This is a genomic window from Streptomyces sp. NBC_00536 (assembly GCF_036346295.1).
Lineage (GTDB): Bacteria > Actinomycetota > Actinomycetes > Streptomycetales > Streptomycetaceae > Streptomyces.
In genome coordinates this window covers 7381484-7398979 of sequence record NZ_CP107819.1, presented here as the reverse complement: position 1 = coordinate 7398979, position 17496 = coordinate 7381484, and the positions used below count along the sequence as shown (strand labels likewise).

16 protein-coding genes and 1 pseudogene are annotated in these 17496 nt (G+C 73.5%); 6 read left to right on the top strand and 11 right to left on the bottom strand.

What is annotated here, in order from left to right:
• Positions 1 to 88 precede the first annotated feature (88 nt).
• Together OHS33_RS31540 and OHS33_RS31535 are read right to left on the bottom strand one after the other, a co-directional pair.
• Complete coding sequence (locus tag OHS33_RS31540) at positions 89 to 2149, bottom strand: SpoIIE family protein phosphatase (protein ID WP_330333814.1); 2061 nt, start codon at positions 2147 to 2149, stop codon at positions 89 to 91.
• Between the two features lie 7 nt (positions 2150 to 2156).
• The gene (locus tag OHS33_RS31535) at positions 2157 to 3596 is read right to left on the bottom strand and encodes a DUF6777 domain-containing protein (RefSeq protein ID WP_330333813.1); all 1440 of its coding nucleotides are present in this window, start codon (positions 3594 to 3596) and stop codon (positions 2157 to 2159) included.
• A gap of 233 nt (positions 3597 to 3829) precedes the next feature.
• Here OHS33_RS31535 and OHS33_RS31530 point away from each other — a divergent pair, with 233 nt between their 5' ends.
• The 3 genes from OHS33_RS31530 to OHS33_RS31520 are packed head-to-tail and all read left to right on the top strand — an operon-like array spanning position 3830 to position 6691.
• Positions 3830 to 4651 (top strand): YndJ family protein, encoded by an 822-nt coding sequence (locus OHS33_RS31530; RefSeq protein ID WP_330333812.1) that lies wholly within the window; start codon positions 3830 to 3832, stop codon positions 4649 to 4651.
• Positions 4652 to 4664: 13 nt separating this feature from the next.
• On the top strand, positions 4665 to 5228 hold the full coding sequence (locus OHS33_RS31525) for a DUF1990 family protein (RefSeq protein ID WP_330333811.1): 564 nt from the start codon (positions 4665 to 4667) through the stop codon (positions 5226 to 5228).
• 26 nt (positions 5229 to 5254) lie between these two features.
• A complete protein-coding gene (locus tag OHS33_RS31520) occupies positions 5255 to 6691 on the top strand; it encodes a lipase maturation factor family protein (RefSeq protein WP_330333810.1) in 1437 nt (478 codons plus the stop codon).
• On the opposite strand, the gene OHS33_RS31515 is transcribed toward OHS33_RS31520, so the two are convergent.
• Both OHS33_RS31515 and OHS33_RS31510 read right to left on the bottom strand, forming a co-directional pair.
• Positions 6677 to 7663 carry an NAD-dependent epimerase/dehydratase family protein gene (locus OHS33_RS31515; RefSeq protein WP_330333809.1) on the bottom strand — a complete coding sequence of 329 codons (987 nt, stop codon included), beginning with the start codon at positions 7661 to 7663 and terminating at the stop codon, positions 6677 to 6679. The two genes, OHS33_RS31520 and OHS33_RS31515, sit on opposite strands and share 15 nt — an antisense overlap.
• A 190-nt stretch (positions 7664 to 7853) precedes the next feature.
• Positions 7854 to 8030, bottom strand: a complete 177-nt coding sequence (locus tag OHS33_RS31510; RefSeq protein WP_330333808.1) for a hypothetical protein — start codon at positions 8028 to 8030, stop codon at positions 7854 to 7856.
• Positions 8031 to 8366: 336 nt separating this feature from the next.
• Here OHS33_RS31510 and OHS33_RS31505 point away from each other — a divergent pair, with 336 nt between their 5' ends.
• A complete protein-coding gene (locus OHS33_RS31505) occupies positions 8367 to 8876 on the top strand; it encodes an HD domain-containing protein (RefSeq protein WP_443065482.1) in 510 nt (169 codons plus the stop codon).
• Here the strand turns inward: OHS33_RS31505 and OHS33_RS31500 are convergent.
• A complete protein-coding gene (locus OHS33_RS31500; protein ID WP_330333807.1) occupies positions 8855 to 10327 on the bottom strand; it encodes an SDR family NAD(P)-dependent oxidoreductase in 1473 nt (490 codons plus the stop codon). The two genes, OHS33_RS31505 and OHS33_RS31500, sit on opposite strands and share 22 nt — an antisense overlap.
• A 303-nt stretch (positions 10328 to 10630) precedes the next feature.
• On the opposite strand from OHS33_RS31500, the pseudogene OHS33_RS31495 reads away from it, so the two are divergent.
• Positions 10631 to 11416: pseudogene (locus OHS33_RS31495) on the top strand (DMT family transporter); the annotation flags it as partial.
• A gap of 84 nt (positions 11417 to 11500) precedes the next feature.
• On the opposite strand, the gene OHS33_RS31490 reads toward OHS33_RS31495, so the two are convergent.
• Positions 11501 to 12799 carry a transglycosylase family protein gene (locus tag OHS33_RS31490; RefSeq protein ID WP_330333806.1) on the bottom strand — a complete coding sequence of 433 codons (1299 nt, stop codon included), beginning with the start codon at positions 12797 to 12799 and terminating at the stop codon, positions 11501 to 11503.
• Between the two features lie 216 nt (positions 12800 to 13015).
• On the opposite strand from OHS33_RS31490, the gene gndA reads away from it, so the two are divergent.
• Entirely contained in the window at positions 13016 to 14461 is a 1446-nt protein-coding gene (gene gndA, locus OHS33_RS31485; RefSeq protein WP_330333805.1) for an NADP-dependent phosphogluconate dehydrogenase, read from the top strand.
• A gap of 434 nt (positions 14462 to 14895) precedes the next feature.
• On the opposite strand, the gene OHS33_RS31480 is transcribed toward gndA, so the two are convergent.
• The 5 genes from OHS33_RS31480 to OHS33_RS31460 form a co-directional block, all read right to left on the bottom strand.
• A complete protein-coding gene (locus OHS33_RS31480; RefSeq protein ID WP_330333804.1) occupies positions 14896 to 15603 on the bottom strand; it encodes an arylsulfatase in 708 nt (235 codons plus the stop codon).
• The gene (locus OHS33_RS31475; RefSeq protein WP_330333803.1) at positions 15600 to 15947 is read right to left on the bottom strand and encodes a GNAT family N-acetyltransferase; all 348 of its coding nucleotides are present in this window, start codon (positions 15945 to 15947) and stop codon (positions 15600 to 15602) included. Before OHS33_RS31475 ends, OHS33_RS31480 begins: the two co-directional genes overlap by 4 nt.
• Positions 15948 to 16026: 79 nt before the next feature.
• Positions 16027 to 16446, bottom strand: a complete 420-nt coding sequence (gene panD, locus OHS33_RS31470) for an aspartate 1-decarboxylase (RefSeq protein WP_330333802.1) — start codon at positions 16444 to 16446, stop codon at positions 16027 to 16029.
• A gap of 185 nt (positions 16447 to 16631) precedes the next feature.
• The gene (locus OHS33_RS31465; RefSeq protein WP_330333801.1) at positions 16632 to 17075 is read right to left on the bottom strand and encodes an AAA family ATPase; all 444 of its coding nucleotides are present in this window, start codon (positions 17073 to 17075) and stop codon (positions 16632 to 16634) included.
• Positions 17072 to 17434, bottom strand: a complete 363-nt coding sequence (locus OHS33_RS31460; RefSeq protein ID WP_330335281.1) for an MmcQ/YjbR family DNA-binding protein — start codon at positions 17432 to 17434, stop codon at positions 17072 to 17074. The genes OHS33_RS31465 and OHS33_RS31460 overlap by 4 nt, the downstream gene beginning before the upstream one ends.
• Between the last annotated feature and the right edge of the window lie 62 nt (positions 17435 to 17496).

Sequence of the window (17496 nt, the reverse complement as noted above, 5' to 3'; positions counted from 1 at the left end):
CCGCAATGGACTTTGGGGGCGCCGGGCGCCGGTGCGCGTTCCGGTTGCGCCTCCGTTCCGGGTTCCGTTTCCGCTGCTGCTGCTGCGGTCACGTCATCACGAACTCGCACCACACGCATTTGCCGCCGCCCCGGGACTCCACGCCCCAGACGTCCGCCAGCCGGTCCACCAGCATCAGCCCGCGGCCCGAGACCCCCGAGTCGCCCGCCTCCCGGCGGCGCGGGAGGGCGCTGGAGCGGTCCTCGACCTCGACGCGGATGCGGCGTTCGGGGCCGGTCAGGACGCGCAGGGTGACGATCGCCGGGCCGTCGGTGTGCATGAGGGCGTTCACGATCAGTTCGTCCGCGACGAGTTCGATCTCGTCGCCCCGACCCCGGGCGCCCCAGGCCCGGACGGCCGCGCCGATCATGTGCCGGGCGGAGACGAGGCCTTCGGGGTCGCCGGGGGCCACGTGCTGCTGGAGGCGGCCGCCGGCCTGCGGGGCGTCCTCGGCCTGGCGGCGCAGCAGCAGGAGGGCCACGTCGTCGTCGCCCCGCTCTTCGGCGACCTCGACCAGCCGGTCGGCGAGCAGCTGGAGGTCGGCCGGGCCGGAGCGGACCATGGCGGTGAGGTGCTGGATCCCATCGTCGAGGTCGGCGCCGGGCTGTTCGACCAGGCCGTCGGTGCACAGGAGAAGCGTTTCCCCGGGGTCCAGTTCCACCGTGGTCACCGGATACTCCAGGCGGCCGAACTCCGCCGAGAGGCCGAGCGGCATCCCGCCCTCCACCGGGAGCCTGCGGCAGTCCCCGTCGCGCGTGCGCAGCAGCGGGTCGAGGTGCCCGGCGCGGACCAGCTGGAGGACCCCGGTGGACAGGTCGGCCTCGACGTAGGTGCAGGTCGCGAAGCGGTCGGTGTCGAGTTCGTGGAGGAAGACGGAGGCCCGGGCGATCACGGTGGCGGGCGCGTGCCCTTCGGCGGCGTAGGCCCGCAGCACGATGCGGAGCTGGCCCATCACGGCCGCCGCGTGGGTGTCGTGTCCCTGGACGTCGCCGATGACGGCGCCGACCCGGCCCCCGGGCAGCGGGATGACGTCGTACCAGTCGCCGCCGATGTCGCGGCCCATCCGGGCGGAGCGGTAGCGCACCGCGATCTGCGCGCCGGGGACGGCCGGGATCCGGCGCGGCAGCATGGCCTGCTGGAGGCCCTCGGCGAGGTCGTGTTCCTGTTCGAGGAGCATCGCGCGCTGGAGGCTCTGGGCGATGCTGCTGCCGAGGGCGACGAGCAGGTTCCGTTCGTCCTGGGTGAAGCCGTCCTTGTCCTGGTAGAGGAGGCCGATCGCGCCGATCGGGCGGGCCTGGGCGATCAGCGGCAGATAGGCGGCGGCCGAGATCCGCATGTAGGAGATCTTCGACCACAGCTCCGGGTAGGACGTGGCGAATTCCTCCTGCGAGTCGATGAACCTCGGCTGGAGCGAGCGGACCACCTCGCTCATCGGGTAGTCCTCGTCGATGCGGGTGTACCGGGTGCCGGGGACGAAGCTGCCCTCGGGGCCCTCGGCGACCAGGTGGATGCGGCCCGCCTCGACCAGCCCCATCACCATGCCCATGGTCCCGAGGCGTTCCAGGCCGTGCGCGTCGCTGAGCGCGTCGATGACGTCCTGCACGGTGCGCGCGTGGGCGAGGGCCGCGGTGGTGCCCTCGACCACGGAGGTCTGGCGGCGGCGTTCCTCGTCCAGCCCGAGGCGTTCGGCGGAGTGGCTCAGCTCCTCGGTCGCGTCCCGGACGATGCCGATGATGCGGTACGGGCGCCCGTCCGCGTCGCGCATCACGCGGCCCTGGGTGTGGGTCCAGCGGAGCCGGCCGTCGCGGCAGCGGATGCGGAAGTAGGCGCCGTAGCTCTCCACCCCGCTCTTGAGGGCGCTGGAGACGAGCGCGTCGAGCCGGACGGCCTCGGCGGGCGGGACCCGGGGCGAGAGGGACTCGGGCCGCTCGTCGTAGTCCGCGGGGAGGGTGTCGAAGACGTCGAGGGCGGGCGCGTCCATGTGCATGAGTCCGGTGACCAGGTCCCAGTCGAAGCTGCCCATGCGGTTCAGGGTGAGCGACCGGTCCGGGTGCGCGGGCCAGTCGTCCGGCAGCGATACGGTGCTCGGCACCGGTCCACCATGACACACGGGCGGGTCAGACGCTCTCCAAGGAGTAGCCCGGATCCGGGGTGAAGTGCTGCCCGGGGACGGCGTAGGGGTCAGGGGGGTCGGTGGGGACCGTCGGGTCCGTGCGGTCACCGGGAGGCAGCGGGCTGGCGGGGTCGAGGGGACCGTAGGGGTCGTACGGGCTCACGCTCGGCCCGTCGGGACCGGGCGGCAGGTCCGGCGGGACGTCGGCGGGCGGGGGCTCGGCCAGCGGCGGAGCGGTGGGCCGCGGCGCGGTGGGCGGGGCGGGCTGGTCGGGCCGGTTCGGGGTGTTCGGGGTGTTCGGGGCGGTGTCCCGGGGCGGGGGCGGGACCGTGGCGGGCCCGGAGGGCGGGCAGTCGCCCGGGACGGGGGGCGGCGGCACCGCGGGCGGCTTGCCGGACGGTTTCGTCGACGGCTTCCCGGACGGTTTCGTCGACGGAGGGTCGGTGCGGGCCAGGCTGTTGGGGTCCCGGGTGGCGCAGGGCTGCGACGGTGCGGCGGGGTCGGCCGGGCCCGCCGGCTCGGCGGGCGCGATCCCGTCGGCCGGGTCGAAGGGGGGCGGCACCTGGGGGCTCTTGTCCTGGGCCCCGTCATCGCCGGTCTTGCGCTCGATCCAGGTGTTGTCGCCGAGGTTCGCGATGACGAAGCTGTCGATGACCTGGACGGTCGGTTCGATGACGATGACCTGGTGGGGGTCGTAGCCGGGCCACTGGTCGCCCTTGAGGACGGGGGCGCCGTTGGCGGCGCGCGGGGACTGGAGCGGGTTGCCGCAGGCGCAGCGGACCCTGGGCATGCCGTGGCTGTCGACGAGGACGGCGGTGCCGGCCTGGAGGACCGACTGGAAGCCGGTGGCGCGGCCGTCCTTGAAGCCGTGGCCGGTCACCCGGGTGTCGGCGCGCAGCACCATGGGGGTCAGGCCGCGCAGGAACTCGGGGATCTTCGGCCGTTCGATGCCGGAGGCCTCGGCGAAGGCCTTCGCCTTGGCGTCGTCGGAGGTGAGGTGGCCGACCTGGCGTTCGACGTCGCAGCTGCCGAGCCGCTGGGTGCCGCCGTAGAGGCCGGGGGTGGCGCCGCCGACGGTCCGGATGCCCTCGCCGGTGGCGTTGGGGAGGGGTGGTTGCAGCGGTGCGGACTCCGCCGTCGCGGTGGAGGCGCCGAAGGGGTCGGGGCCCGGGGCGGCGACCGGCAGGAGCTGGACGTCCTGGCTCTCGGGAGCGGCGGCGGGGGCGGCCGAGCCGTTCGCGGGGCCGCCGCAGGCCGCGGCGAGCAGGCCGAGGGCGGCGAGGAGGGCGGCGCCCGCCGGGGCGTGCCGGCGGGCCGGCCGTGCGGGGGCCCGGTGCGGCGAAGGGTCCGGCGGAGGGTGCGGTGCGTGCCGGTCGGTCCCACCCGTCTGATGCGTCAGACCCGTCTGATGCGTCCGGCCCGTCAGATCCGTCAGATCCGTCACGAAGTTCTCCCTGTCGGCCCCTGGTGTGCCCGGTTGCTCCCCTCTTGTCTGACGCATGTCCGGGGGCGCCGCAAGCGGAGCGTCACGATGGAGCACGCTGCGCGACCGGTCGGCGGCGCCGGGACGCCTCGGGTCTCACGCGGTCTTGAACATGTTCAAGGGAACCCCTAGGCTCACCACCGTGAGTTGAACGCGTTCAAAGCGTTCGCCGCACGGGGGGAGGGCTGTCCAGGGTGACGATACTGGTGAACCTCATCGTCACCCTGGGCATGCTCTACGTCGTGCCCGCCGGACTGCGCCTCATCGACCCGGCCCGGCTGCGCACGACCGCCCGGCTCTGGCCCCTGCTCGCCGCCCCCGGCGCCCTCTCCCTCTGGCTGCCCCGCGGCGCGGGCGCGGGCACGCTCGCCGCGCTCTACGCGATCGCCACCGTGGCGCTCGCCCTGCACGCCCCGGTCCGGCTGCGGCGCACCCGCTCGCTCGCGCCGCCCGAGATCGCGGTGCTCACCGCGCTCGTCACCCCCGGCGTCGCCGGGGCCGCGCTGGTCGCCGAACGGACGGGGCACCGGCTCTTCGGCTTCGACCTGGAGATCCTGGCCCTGACGGTGCCGCACTTCCACTTCGCCGGATTCACCGCGGCCCTGGTCGCGGGGCTCGTGTGCCGGGCCGCCGCGCCCGGGCCGTGGGCGCGCTGGGCGGCGTACAGCGTCCCGGGCGGAACCCTGCTGGTGCTCGCCGGGTACTTCGTGGACGACTGGGCGGAACTCGCCGGGGCGGTCGTCCTCACCTCGGGGATGTGGGCGGTGGCCCTGCTGACCTGGCGGGAGATCCGGCCCGCCGCGCGCGACCGGGTCACCCGGGCGCTGCTCGCCGGTTCGGCCGCCGTCCTCGGCATCACCATGCTGCTCGCCCTGTGGTGGGCGCTGGGCGAGGCGAGCGGCCTCGTCCACCCCACCCTGACCTGGATGGCCGCGACCCACGGCCTCGGAAACGCCCTCGGCTTCGCACTGTGCTCGGTGCTGGCCTGGCGCCGCCTGAAGGAGAACACCTCGTGAAGGAGAACGCCTCATGACCCGCATCATCAGCGAGGGCGCCCACCGGCCGCGGGGCGCGGCCGAACGGCCGGGCCGGGTCAGCTATCCCGACCGCGGGGCGACCCGGTTGCGGCCGCTGCCCGCCGGGTACCACCATCTGGAGCACCGGGTCCGGGTCGGCCACGGCCGGGCCGCCTTCGAGACGGCGGGCGCCGCCGTCGTCACCTTCCGCCTGCACCGCGCCACGGGGATGCGGATCCGGGCCGGGCACGGGGTCGTCCGGCCGGGCGGCCGGGTCGAGGTCGGCATCGGGTTCGGGCCGCTGCGGATCGACGCTCCGTGCGAGGTGATCTGGACGGCCTTCGAACCGGGCCGGGTGGGCTTCGCCTACGGAACCCTGGACGGGCATCCCGAATGCGGCGAGGAATCGTTCCTGGTGGAGCTGGCCGAGGACGGCTCGGTCTGGTTCTCGGTCACCGCCTTCAGCCGCCCGGCCGCCTGGTACACCCGGCTCGCCGGTCCGCTGATCCCGGTGCTCCAGCTCGGCTACGCCCGGCTGCTGGGCCGCACCCTGCGCGCCCTGGTGGCGCGCGGCTGACACCGCCGCGGCCGATACTGGAGGCGATGGACTGGTTCACGGCGCCCGGCTACTGGCTCGGCCGGCTGGTCTTCCAGCGGGCCCTGGCGGGCGTCTACGTCCTCGCCTTCGCCGGGGCCGCCCTGCAGTTCCGGGCGCTGATCGGCGCCCACGGCATGCTCCCGGTCCCGCGCTACGTCCGCCACCTCACCTTCCGGGAGGCGCCCAGCCTGTTCCAACTGCGCTACTCCGACCGGCTCTTCGCCTGCTGCGCCTGGTCCGGTGCGGCGCTGGCGGCGGCGCTCGCGGCGGGTGCGGGGGACGCCGTACCCCTGGGCGCGGCGATGGCGATGTGGGCGCTGCTGTGGGCGCTGTACCTGTCCGTCGTGAACGTCGGGCAGACCTGGTACGCCTTCGGCTGGGAGTCGCTGCTGCTGGAGGTGGGGTTCCTCGCGGTGTTCCTGGGCAATGCCCGGGTGGGACCGCCGGTGCTCGTGCTGTGGCTGCTGCGCTGGGTGGTCTTCCGGGTGGAGTTCGGGGCGGGGCTGATCAAGATGCGCGGCGATCCGTGCTGGCGGCGGCTGACCTGCCTGTACTTCCATCACGAGACGCAGCCGATGCCGGGGCCGCTGAGCTGGTTCTTCCACCGGCTGCCGCGGCCGGTGCACCGGGTGGAGTGCGCCGCGAACCACGTCACCCAACTGCTGGTGCCCGTCCTGCTGTTCACTCCGCAGCCGGTGGCGTCCGTGGCGGCGGGGGTGATCGCCGGGACCCAGCTGTGGCTGGTGCTGTCGGGCAACTTCGCCTGGCTGAACTGGGTGACGATCGCGGCCGCACTCTCCGCCGTGGACTTCACCGCGCTCGCGGGCCCGCCGCCCGCCGCCGCGGCGCGCCCGGCCCCGCTCTGGTACGTGGTGCTCGTGTGTGCGCTCACCGCGCTGGTGCTGGTGCTCAGCAGGCATCCGGTCCGCAACCTGCTCTCGCGGCGCCAGGTGATGAACCGCTCCTTCGACGCGCTCCATCTGGTCAACAGCTACGGGGCGTTCGGGACCGTCGGGCGGATCCGCGACGAGGTGGTGGTGGAGGGGACCGCCGACCCGGTGCCGCGCGCGGACGGCGACTGGCGGGAGTACGGATTCAAGGGCAAACCGGGCGATCCACGCCGGATCCCGCGCCAGTTCGCCCCGTACCACCTGCGACTCGACTGGCTGATGTGGTTCGCCGCGCTCTCCCCCGGCTACGCGCGGGGCTGGTTCGGCCCGTTCGTGGAGCGGCTGCTGGCGGGCGACCGGGACACGCTCCGGCTGATCCGCCACAACCCCTTCCCGGACCGGCCGCCCCGCTATGTCCGCGCCCGGGTGTACCGCTACCGGTTCACCACCTGGCGGGAGCTGCGCGCGACGGGCGCGTGGTGGCACCGCAGGCTGGTGGGCGAGTACCTCCCGCCCACCCGCCTGGGGGGTGCCCGGTCAGAGCCCGAGTAGCTCGGCCTCGCGCTCCGCCGTGATGCCCTTCTGCGGGCGGTCGGGCCGGTGCGGGGCGACTCCGCCGAGCGAGCGGAGCCAGGCCCAGGTGTCGGCGGTCGTCTCCTCGATCGGCCGACAGGTGAGCCCCGCCGCCAGGGCCTTGGAAACGTCCGCGCCGAACAGGTAGTCGCACAGCTCGCCCGGGGGCAGCCAGATCGGCAGCTCCGTCCAAGGCTCGATACCGGCCTTGACGATCACCGCCGGGTCGGTCCAGCGCTGCTCGACGCGGCCGCCGGTGGCGGCGGCGCAGGCATCCAGGAGGCTGCCCATGGTGGCGTGCCCGAGCGGGGAGACCAGGTCGTAGGGACCACCCAGTCCGGCCGCTGCGGCGTCCAGGGTCCAGCGCGCGAGGTCGCGGACATCGATGTACTGGAGGGCGAGGTCGCGCGGGCCGGGGGCGAGCAGCGGGCCGCCGCGGGCGACGCGGTTCAGCCACCAGGGCAGCCGCCCGACGTTTTCGTACGGGCCGATGATCAGCCCGGCGCGCACCAGCAGGGCATGGTCCTCGCCGAAGGCACCGAGGGCGGCCAGCTCGCCGCCCCGCTTGTCCTCGGCGTAGTCGGTGGCCTCCGCGTCGGGCGAGCCCTCGACCAGCGGGGCGTCCTCGCCGAGGCCGGCGGGCGACGGGTAGGTGTAGACGGACCGGCTGGATATGTACGTGTAGTGCCGGACCCGGCCGTGCAGCAGCCGGGCCGCGTCCCGCACCGCGGTGGGGGCGTGGCTCCAGGTGTCGACGACCAGGTCCCACTCCCCCGTGGCGAGGGCCGCGAGCCCGTCGGGCTCCAGACGGTCGCCGTGCAGGGAGACGGCTCCGGGCGGCGGGGCGTGCCGCCCCCGGTGGAAGACGGTGACGTCCCAGCCCCGCTCCAGGGCGTCCTCGGTGATCGCCCGGCCCACGAATTCGGTCCCGCCCAGCATCAGCAGCTTCATACCGGTCAGCCTGCCGGGCGGACCGGGCCGCGGGAAGCGGTGATCGCCGACAGCGATGACGCTGTCGGCGTACGCGGTTCGGGAACCCCGCGCCCCCGTGAGGCGATCGGCGCGGACGGTCAGCGGGCGTCCGGCGCGCGCACCGTGCCCCCGCCACCGGATCGGCGCGGGGGCACGGCGGAGCCTGCGGTCAGTCGATGCCGGGCAGGATGTGCGGTTCCGCCAGGTCCTCTTCGTACCCGGCGAGCCGGATCGGTGCGGACCTGGCCCACACCTCCAGGCTTCCCAGCTCATCCGAGCGGGTGCGGGAGCGGTAGTCCGTCCGCTCCATCAGCCCCTGGTCACGCTTGGTCAGTTCTGGTGTCACCGCGCACTCCTTTGTGTCGCGTAACCCGGCGGGCGTACCGCTGCCGGGCAGGGAAAAGGACATCCGGACGCGGTGGCGCCATGGTTCTCGATACGGAGCGTGGCCCTGGTGGGGCCGTCCGTGTGCTTCAGGGTACACATATGAGCGGGACCCCGCTCGATGGAAAGGTAAAATCCGCTTTCGACCTCTTGATTTCCCCCGGAATTCAGGACGCCGTATGCCGGTGTGCCGTATGGGGCTGATCTGCTCGGCGGGACTCGACGGGAGCCGTGCCTCGCGCACGGCGGCCGTGCGCAGACGGAGGGAGCCGTGGTGGAGGGGTCCGGAACGCCGGTGATGATCGGCAGTGTCGACGAGCTGATGGAGCTGCTGCGCGCCTGCCGCGGGGCCTGGGACGCGCCCGACCGCGGCGGCGATCCGGTCGATCTGCACGATCACGGACTGCAGACGGCGGCGCTGCTGCGCCGCTCGCACCCCTCCGACAAGGAACTGCAGGTCGCGGGCCTGGTGCATGACCTCGGGCACCTGCTGCGCCCGGGGGACTTCGCCGGTCACGCCGGCCTCGCCGCCGAAGCCCTGCGGCCGCTGCTCGGCGACCGGGTGGCCCGGCTGGTACGGCTGCACGTCCCCGCGCAGCGGCACGGGGAGCCCGGGGGCCGGTACGAGGAGACCGGGAACCGGTACGAGGCACCCGGGGCCGGGCCGGACGCGGCGGACGCCGTCACGCTGCGGCAGGCCGACGACGCGGGCAAGGTCGTCGGCCTGGACGCCGGGGTGATGGAGGACTGGCGGCCGGTCCTGGAGCTGGTGGCCGCCGGGGCGTACTACCAGTTGCCGGGCGCGTAGTCCTTGAGGAAGACGCCGAACAGGTCCTCGCCGGCCTCGCCGCGGACGATCGGGTCGTAGACCCGGGCCGCGCCGTCGACCAGGTCGAGCGGGGCGTGGAAGCCCTCCTCCGCGAGCCGGACCTTGTCCGGGTGCGGGCGCTCGTCGGTGATCCAGCCGGTGTCGACCGCGGTCATCAGGATCTGGTCCTTCTGGAACATCTCCTGGGCGCTGGTGCGCGTCAGCATGTTCAGCGCGGCCTTCGCCATGTTGGTGTGCGGGTGGCCGGCGCCCTTGTAGCCGCGGCTGAAGACGCCTTCCATCGCGGAGACGTTGACCACGTAGCGGCGCTCGGCGGCGGCCGCGGCCATGGCCGGGCGCAGCTTGCTGATCAGGATGAACGGCGCGGTGGAGTTGCACAGCTGGACTTCGAGCAGCTCGATCGGGTCCACCTCGGACACCGTCTGGATCCAGCTGTTGGTGTCGTGCAGGTCGGGGACCAGGCCGCCCGCGTCGATCGCGGTGCCGGCGGCGATCCGCTCCAGTGAAGCCGAACCGGAGACCAGCGCCAGCTCGGTCACGTCCTGGGCGGTGAGCTTCTCGCCCTGGCCGGTGGGCAGGGCGGCGACCCGGTCGACGGTTCCGCTGCCGAAGGTGCCGATGACCTCGGAGGCGGGCAGCTCACCGGCGGGCAGCGGGGCGTTCTCGGCGGCGACCAGCTCGCTGTAGGCGCCGGGGGAACGGCGCACGGTCTGCGCGGCGTTGTTGATCAGGATGTCGAGGGGACCCTCGCCGGCGACCGAATCGGCGAGCGCGACGACCTGGGCCGGGTCGCGCAGGTCGATGCCGACGATCTTCAGGCGGTGCAGCCACTCGTGGCTGTCGGGCATCGCCTTGAAGCGGCGGACCGCGTCGTTCGGGAAGCGGGTGGTGATGGTGGTGTGGGCGCCGTCGCGCAGCAGCCGCAGCGCGATGTACATGCCGATCTTGGCGCGGCCGCCGGTGAGCAGGGCGCGGCGGCCGGTGAGGTCGGTACGGGCGTCGCGGCGCGCGCGGTTGAAGGCGGCGCAGTCCTGGCAGAGCTGGTGGTAGAAGGCGTCGACCTCGACGTAGCGCGTCTTGCAGACGTAGCAGGAGCGCGGGCGCTGGAGTATTCCGGCGACCGGGCCCTTGGTCGCGGCGCTCAGGGCGTTGCCCTGGGTCTCGTCATCGATGCGGTCGGCGGAGCCGGTCGCGGTCGCCTCGGTGACGGCCTTGTCGTTGGCCGTCTTGGCGGCGCGGCGGTCCTGGCGGCGGCGCTGCTTGACCGTGCGGTAGATACCTGCGGTGGCACGGCGTACGGTGACGGCGTCGGGGTGGTCGACGTCGAGCTTGTCCAGCTCGTCGAGCACGGCGAGGCAGACGGCCAGGCGCTCGGGGTCGATGCCCGGGCCGTACGTCCGGATCTCTTCGATGTCTTCGGTCATCGTCATGGCCGTTGCCGTTCCTCGATCAACTCGTCCGCGTCCGCGTGCCGCGAACTCCCCAAAAGCAGAACTGTACGGATCCGACACGCCCGGAACCAAACCCGCTCCGGGGCACCTCACACGCAGCGGTCGGATCATCACGTTATGTACGTCGAGGCGGCGAATGGGGCGTCCCTCCACGGGGTGAGGGAGGGCTCCTCCACTACTCGTGAACTACACCTTTGCTAGGCGTGTACTACTCCAGGAGTACAGGCGATCACCACCTGTGGGACGAGGAATACTCAAGCCGGACCAGGCATTGTGGCCCTCATGAGTGCCCTAGCCCTGTCAGTCCTCCTCTGCCTGATCTCCGCGCTCGCCTACGCGGCCGGCGCGATCGTGCAGGAGCGGGTGGCGGAAAGCAGCCCCGGGCGGCCGTACGCGCCGCTCGCCAGGGGCGGATGGTGGCTGGCCGTGGGACTGAACGGACTCGGCGCGCTGCTGCACGTGGTGGCGCTGGCGTACGGTCCGCTCAGCCTGGTGCAGCCGCTCGGCGCACTCACGATCGTCTTCGCGCTGCCGATGGCCGCCGCCTTCGTGGGCCGCCGGGCCGGCCGGGCCGCCTGGCGCGGTGCGGTGCTGGCCACGGTGGGTCTGGCCGGGCTGCTGTCCCTCACCGGCGGTGACGGGCGCGACGGGCAGACCCTGTCGGGCGGGGAGCGCACCCTGCTGCTGGCGGTGACGGCCGGACTGTCGGCGTTCCTGTTCCTCGCCGCCCGCCGGGTCCGGCGGCCGGTGCTGCGCAGCGTGCTGCTGGCGACCGCGGCCGGTACGGCCTTCGGCATGGGCTCGGTGTTCACGAAGTCGGTGGCGGAAGGTTTCGAGCAGGGCGCGGGCGCGCTGCTCGGCCAGGTGCCGGAGCTGGCCTCGATCGCCGCGCTCGCGGCCGCCGGACTGGTGCTGTCCCAGGCGGCCTACCGGGGCGCCGGGCTGACCGCGCCGCTGGCCACGGTGACCGTGGTCAATCCGGTGGTCGCGGCGAGCGTCGGCATCACGCTGTTCGGCGAGGGCTTCCGCTACGGCTCCCTCGGCACGCTCGGCGCGCTGCTGAGCGCCGCGGTCGCGGCGGCCGGCCTGGTCCTGCTCACGGCCGTGCCGCCGCGCCTGCGGGTGTCATCCGCCGCCGCTGCCGCGGCGCCCTCAGATGCTGACCCCGTGCCCGCGCAGGTAGGCGAGCGGGTCGATGTCGGTGCCGTAACCGGGCCCCGTCCGGATCTCGAAGTGCAGGTGTGGTCCGGTGGTGTTGCCGGTCGAGCCGGAGCGGCCGATCCGCGCTCCCCCGCTCACCTGCTGACCGGCTTTGACCCCGAGGGCCGACAGGTGGGCGTACTGCGAGTACCGGCCGTCGGTGTGCCGGATCACGACCTGGTAGCCGTAGGCGCCGGCCCAGCCCGCCGAAACGACCTCGCCGGGAGCGACGGCCTTGACGGAGGTGCCGGTCGCCACCGGGAAGTCGACGCCCGTGTGGTAGCCGCTGGACCATGAGGAACCCGCGACGTGGTAGGCCGTGCCCAGTTCCGCTTCGACGGGCGCGGTGAATCCGCCCGAGGCCGGGGCGGGCTTCGGCTTGGCCGCCGCCGGTTCGACGGGCTTGACCGGGTCGGCGGTGCGCGGCGGCTTCTCGGGCGAGGGAGTGGGTTTGGGCGTGGGTGTGGGCGCGGGAGCCGGGGTGGCCGCGGGCGGCGGCGGGACCGGGGGCTTCGGCGTGACGGGCGCGGCGGTGATCCGCAGGGTGAGCCGCTGGCCCGGGAAGATCAGGTCGGGATCGCTTCCGACGGTGGCCCGGTTGGTCTCGTAGAGCGCCTGCCAGCCGCCTTCGACGTGCTGGCCCCGCGCGATCGCCGAGAGCGAGTCGCCCGGCGCGACGACGTACGGGTTGGGCAGGACGGTCGTCCCCGTCGGGGTGGGCCCGGCGGGCTTGGGCGCCTGCGGCGCGGGGGTCTGCGGCGCGGGGGTCTGCGCGGCCTGTGTCTTCGAGGGCTGCGCGACCTGCGTCTTCGGCGTCTGCGCGGCCTGTGTTTTCGGGGTCTGCGCCAGGGGGGTCACCGCGGGTTTCGCGCCGCCCCGGCTGAGGCCCGCCTCCTTGGAGCAGACCGGCCAGGCCTGCGGTCCCTGCGAGCCCAGCACCTTCTCGGCGACCGCGATCTGCTGGTCCCTGGTGGCCAGGTCGGCCCGGGCGGCGTAGGCCGTACCGCCGAAGGCCCGCCAGGTGCTCTGGCTGAACTGGAGCCCGCCGTAGTAGCCGTTTCCGGTGTTGATGTGCCAGTTGTTCGTGGACTCGCAGGCGGCGACCTTGTTCCACGTGTCGACGGTGGCGGCGTGGGCGGCGCCGGCGCCGATGAAGGGCAGCGCGATTCCGGCGCCGCCCGCGGTCACCACCAGCGAGGCCCGGTTGATGGTGCTCGGCTGGTACCGGCGGTGCCGGCCCCGTACGCCCATGGGAGCCCCCTTGAAGACATCAGGAACCGCACAACCTAACGCTGCGACCGGGCCATGACAAGGGGCGCAACAGGGCGCGCGGCAAAGGGTGTTGAGCCGCTCTCCGCGTGTGGGAGATCGATGAGCGGGTGTCCCGGGGTAGCGTCGGCCTCCTCCGTACCCAACGGGGCGCCGCAAGGTCTCCCCGGCACACCGAGGCACACCAGGAGCGCGACGATGAGCAGCACCGCCCAGATCGGCGTCACCGGGCTCGCGGTGATGGGCAGCAACCTCGCCCGGAACTTCGCCCGCAACGGCTACACCACCGCGGTCCACAACCGCACCGTCTCGAAGACCCGCGCCCTGGTCGAGGAATTCGGCCACGAGGGCACCTTCATCGCCGCCGAGTCGGCGAAGGAGTTCGTCGACGCGCTGGAGCGCCCCCGGCGCCTCATCATCATGGTGAAGGCCGGCGAGCCCACCGACGCCGTGATCCGCGAGTTCGCGCCGCTGCTGGAGCGGGGCGACGTCATCATCGACGGCGGCAACGCGCACTTCGAGGACACCCGGCGCCGCGAGCGCGAACTGCGCGAGCAGGGCATCCACTTCGTGGGCGTGGGCATCTCGGGCGGCGAGGAGGGCGCACTGCTCGGCCCGAGCATCATGCCCGGCGGCTCGCCCGAGTCGTGGGACGCCCTCGGCCCGATGCTGGAGAAGATCTCCGCGAAGGCCGCCGACGGCACGCCGTGCACCTCGCACGTGGGCCCCGACGGCGCGGGCCACTTCGTGAAGATGGTGCACAACGGCATCGAGTACGCCGACATGCAGCTGATCGCGGAGGCCTACCACCTGCTGCGCGAGGTGGCCGGGTACTCCCCCGCCCGGATCGCGGAGACCTTCCGCGCGTGGAACCGGGGCCGCCTGGACTCCTACCTGATCGAGATCACGGCGGAGGTGCTGGCGCACACGGACGCGGCGACCGGCCGCCCGTACGTCGACATCGTGGCCGATGCCGCCGAGCAGAAGGGCACCGGTCGCTGGACCGTGCAGATCGCCCTTGACCTGGGGGTTCCCGTCTCCGGGATCGCCGAGGCCGTCTTCGCTCGGGCCGTCTCCGGCCACGCGGACCTGCGCGCGGCGGCACGGACGCTGGGCGGCCCGGTGGCCTCGGCGCTGCCCGCGGCGGAGGCCGACGCGTTCGCGGCCCGGGTGGAGCAGGCGCTGTACGCGTCCAAGATCGTCTCGTACACCCAGGGGTTCCACCAGATCCAGGCCGGCAGCGAGGAGTACGGCTGGGGCGTGGACCCGGGCGCGGTGGCCTCGCTGTGGCGCGGCGGCTGCATCATCCGGGCCGCCTTCCTGGACCGGATCCGGGCCGCCTACGACGCCCGGCCCGAGCTGCCGAGCCTGCTGGCCGACGAGCGGTTCGCCGAGGAGATCGGCGCCGCACAGGACGACTGGCGCGAGGTCCTGGCCACCGCCGTCCGCCAGGGCATTCCGGTACCGGCCTTCGCGGCCTCGCTGTCGTACTACGACGCGCTGCGCGCGGACCGGCTCCCGGCGGCCCTGACCCAGGGCCAGCGGGACTACTTCGGGGCGCACACCTACCGGCGCACCGACCGCGAGGGCTCGTTCCACACCCTCTGGAGCGGCGACCGCTCCGAGGTCCGCACCGACGTTTAGCGGCCCGGCCCGGGCGCCCGGCTCAGCTGAGGGGTCCGGGCTGCGGGAGCGGCGAGGGCCCCGGCGGCGGCGGAACCGGGTCGGGCTCGGGCACCGGTCCGGGCACGGGCGGCGTGGGCCGGGGCATGGGCGCCGGGTCGGGCCCTCCCGGTTCCGGCGCTCCCGGGTCCGGCCTGCCCGGATCGGGGACCCCCGGGTCGGGCCAGGGGGTCGGGAACGGATCCGGGACACCGGGCTCCGGGACGGGCTGCGACCCGGACGGTACGCCCGGCACCGGGTCCGGCTCGGGCTCCGGCACGGGGTCCGGCTCCGGTACCGGTCCGGGCGGGTGGTTCTCCGTGTGCGGCTTGTCTTCTGCATGCGGCCGGTTCTCCGCATTGCACACCATGAGCGTGTTTCGCACCATGAACCCCACTTTCCCCCGATCCCGGCCCCTATGCCCGCCGGAGCGCTCCCACCGCCGCCGCGAGGCCGACCGAGGGGCTGGACAGCAGCGGGATGTCCGTCGTGGCCCGCTCCACCGCGCCCGCCATCGAGACCTGGGCCAGCACGATCACGTCCGCGCCGGTCACCGCGTCCGCCGCCGCGGCCACCAGGCCGAGGCAGCCCGCGTCGTCGCCCGCTTCGAACCGCTCCCAGGCCCCCGGCACCACCTGCGGCCGCAGCGACAGGGACGCCGCGTACCCGGGGCGTGCCCGGTCCAGGGCGTCGGCCTCTTCCCGGAGCAGGGCCAGGGTCGGGGCGAGGGTGCTCTCCACGGTGGCCAGGACCGCGATGCGGGGGCCCGTACGGACGGCGGCCGCGGCCATCGGCCGGTCGACCCGCAGCACCTGGCGGCCCAGCGCCGGGCCGAGGTCCTCCGCGACCGCGCCGATGGTCGAACAGGTGCAGAGCACGGCGCCGTCCCCGCTCCCCTGCCCGGCCAGCAGGGATTCGATCTCCCCGGCCACCGCCGCCGGGCCCGCCACCCGGGCCCGGGCCAGCAGCCCGGGCACGACCAGGTGCCGGAGCGCGGTTCCCGGGTGGTGCCGGTCCCGCAGCGCGTCGAAGACCGGGACGTGCACCGGGGAGGTGTGCAGCAGGGTCAGCCCGTCAGCGGCGCAAGCGGCGTCCGGGGCGTCCGGGGCATCCGGGGCGCTCACCACAGCGCCGAGTCGGAGTCCAGCTGCCGCTTCGCCGCGGCCACGACCTCGGCCGCCGGCTGCGGCGCCTCCTCGGGGTGACGGGCGGCCCAGCTCGCCGCGTACGGGCAGAGCGGAACCACGGCGACCTGCTCGGCGGCCGCGATGCCGTAGAAGGTACGGACGAGGTCCCCGGCGATCCCCTTGCCCTCGTGGCCCGGCTCGACCACGGTGTGCACCGCGACGAGGGCGCCCGCGCCCGGCCCGGGGCCAAGGACGAAGTAGGCGATCACGCCGACCGGCTCCGCGCCCTCGTACGCCTCCAGGCGCCCGGCGGCCCGGTCGTCCCTGATCTCGATCGCCATGCCCATCACCCTCTCGCCCTGTCTTTCCCGCGCCGTCTTCCCGCGCAGTCTTCCCACGCAGTCTTCCCGCGCCGTGGATTCAGATCGCGACCGCGTGCGGGCTGCGCCGCTGGTCCGTCCCCGGTACGGGGGCGGCGGGATCCGCGCCCAGTTCGACGATCCGGTTGTCCGCGTCGACGTGCACCACCCGCGGCACGAACGCGCGCGCCTCGGCGTCCTCGAACTGCCCGTAGCTGATGAGGATGACCAGGTCACCGGGGTGCACCAGATGGGCGGCGGCGCCGTTGATCCCGATCACGCCGGATCCGCGCTCGCCCTCGATGACATACGTCTCCAGCCGGGCGCCGTTGTCGATGTCGACGATGTGCACCAGCTCCCCGGGCAGCAGATCCGCCGCCTCCATGAGATCGGCGTCGATGGTCACGGACCCGACGTAGTGCAGATCGGCCTGCGTGACGGTGGCCCGGTGGATCTTGGACTTGAACAGAGTGCGCAGCACTGTGGACTCCTCGAAGACGGCTCCCTGCCTGCTTTCTGCAGGTCAAGGGCGGTCTTCACTGTACATCGGCACGCGTCAGATCGAAGATTATCGGGAACATCGATCCCCTCTGACGAGAAGGCTCCTTACCTGCACTTCCATGCGAACCAGCCTGTCGTGACGCCGCCGACCAGGCGTCCAATCGGTCAGCCACTCTGGAACGCTTGAGGACTGATCTCCCGGTCAGGACCGCACCGCCGCAATGGCCGCGGCAGGGGCCGACGGCCGGACGCGGGCTCACCCGTCACCGGCTCACGGTCACCCTGGCCGATCTCGAGTCTTCGGGTGGCGGTCTTGAAGACCTTGCGCAGATCGGCGACGCTGGAGAAGGCTGCCGACAGTGACCCAAAGGCAAGACCAGTGCGCTCGGCCAGGAGGCGGGCGATGGTGGTCTTTCCGCAGCCGGGCGGGCCCCCACAACAGTGGAGACCAGGCGCCGTCCGGCCACCATGCGGCCGAGCGGGGCATCCGGGGCCAGGAGATGGTCCTGGCCGACCACGTCGCCGAGACGTACGCGGGCGCAGCCGATCGGCCGGCGGGCGCGGCGGCTCGTCGCCGAACAGGGGCAGCGCGGGTTCGGTGTGGGTCATCGGATGCCCTGGCTCAGCGGGGCATTCTTGGGCGGTGGGCCGTGGACGAGGTCGTAGGAGTTGCTGACCAGGTACTCGATCAGGTCGGCCGTGATGTCGGGGCCCGCGCCGACCGAGACCCAGTGCGCCTTGCTGAGATAGCGGCCCGGCACGATGCTCTCGTAGCGCATACACAGCGAACTGCCCTGGTCCGGATCGCACTTGACGGTGATGATCTGGTCGGCAGGCTCGTCGGGGGCATCGGTGACGATCAGGAACACTTTGCCCGCCGTCTTGTAGACGTCGAGCTTCGGGGTGAAGGGGCGGTCGTGGCTGACGTCCGGGAGGCCGGTGGCCGTGCGGCGCGCGGTCCGCTGGATCCGGCACCGGTGAGGGTCACCGCGCCCCCGCGCGGATTTCGTGTCCGGTGGTTGAGCATCGC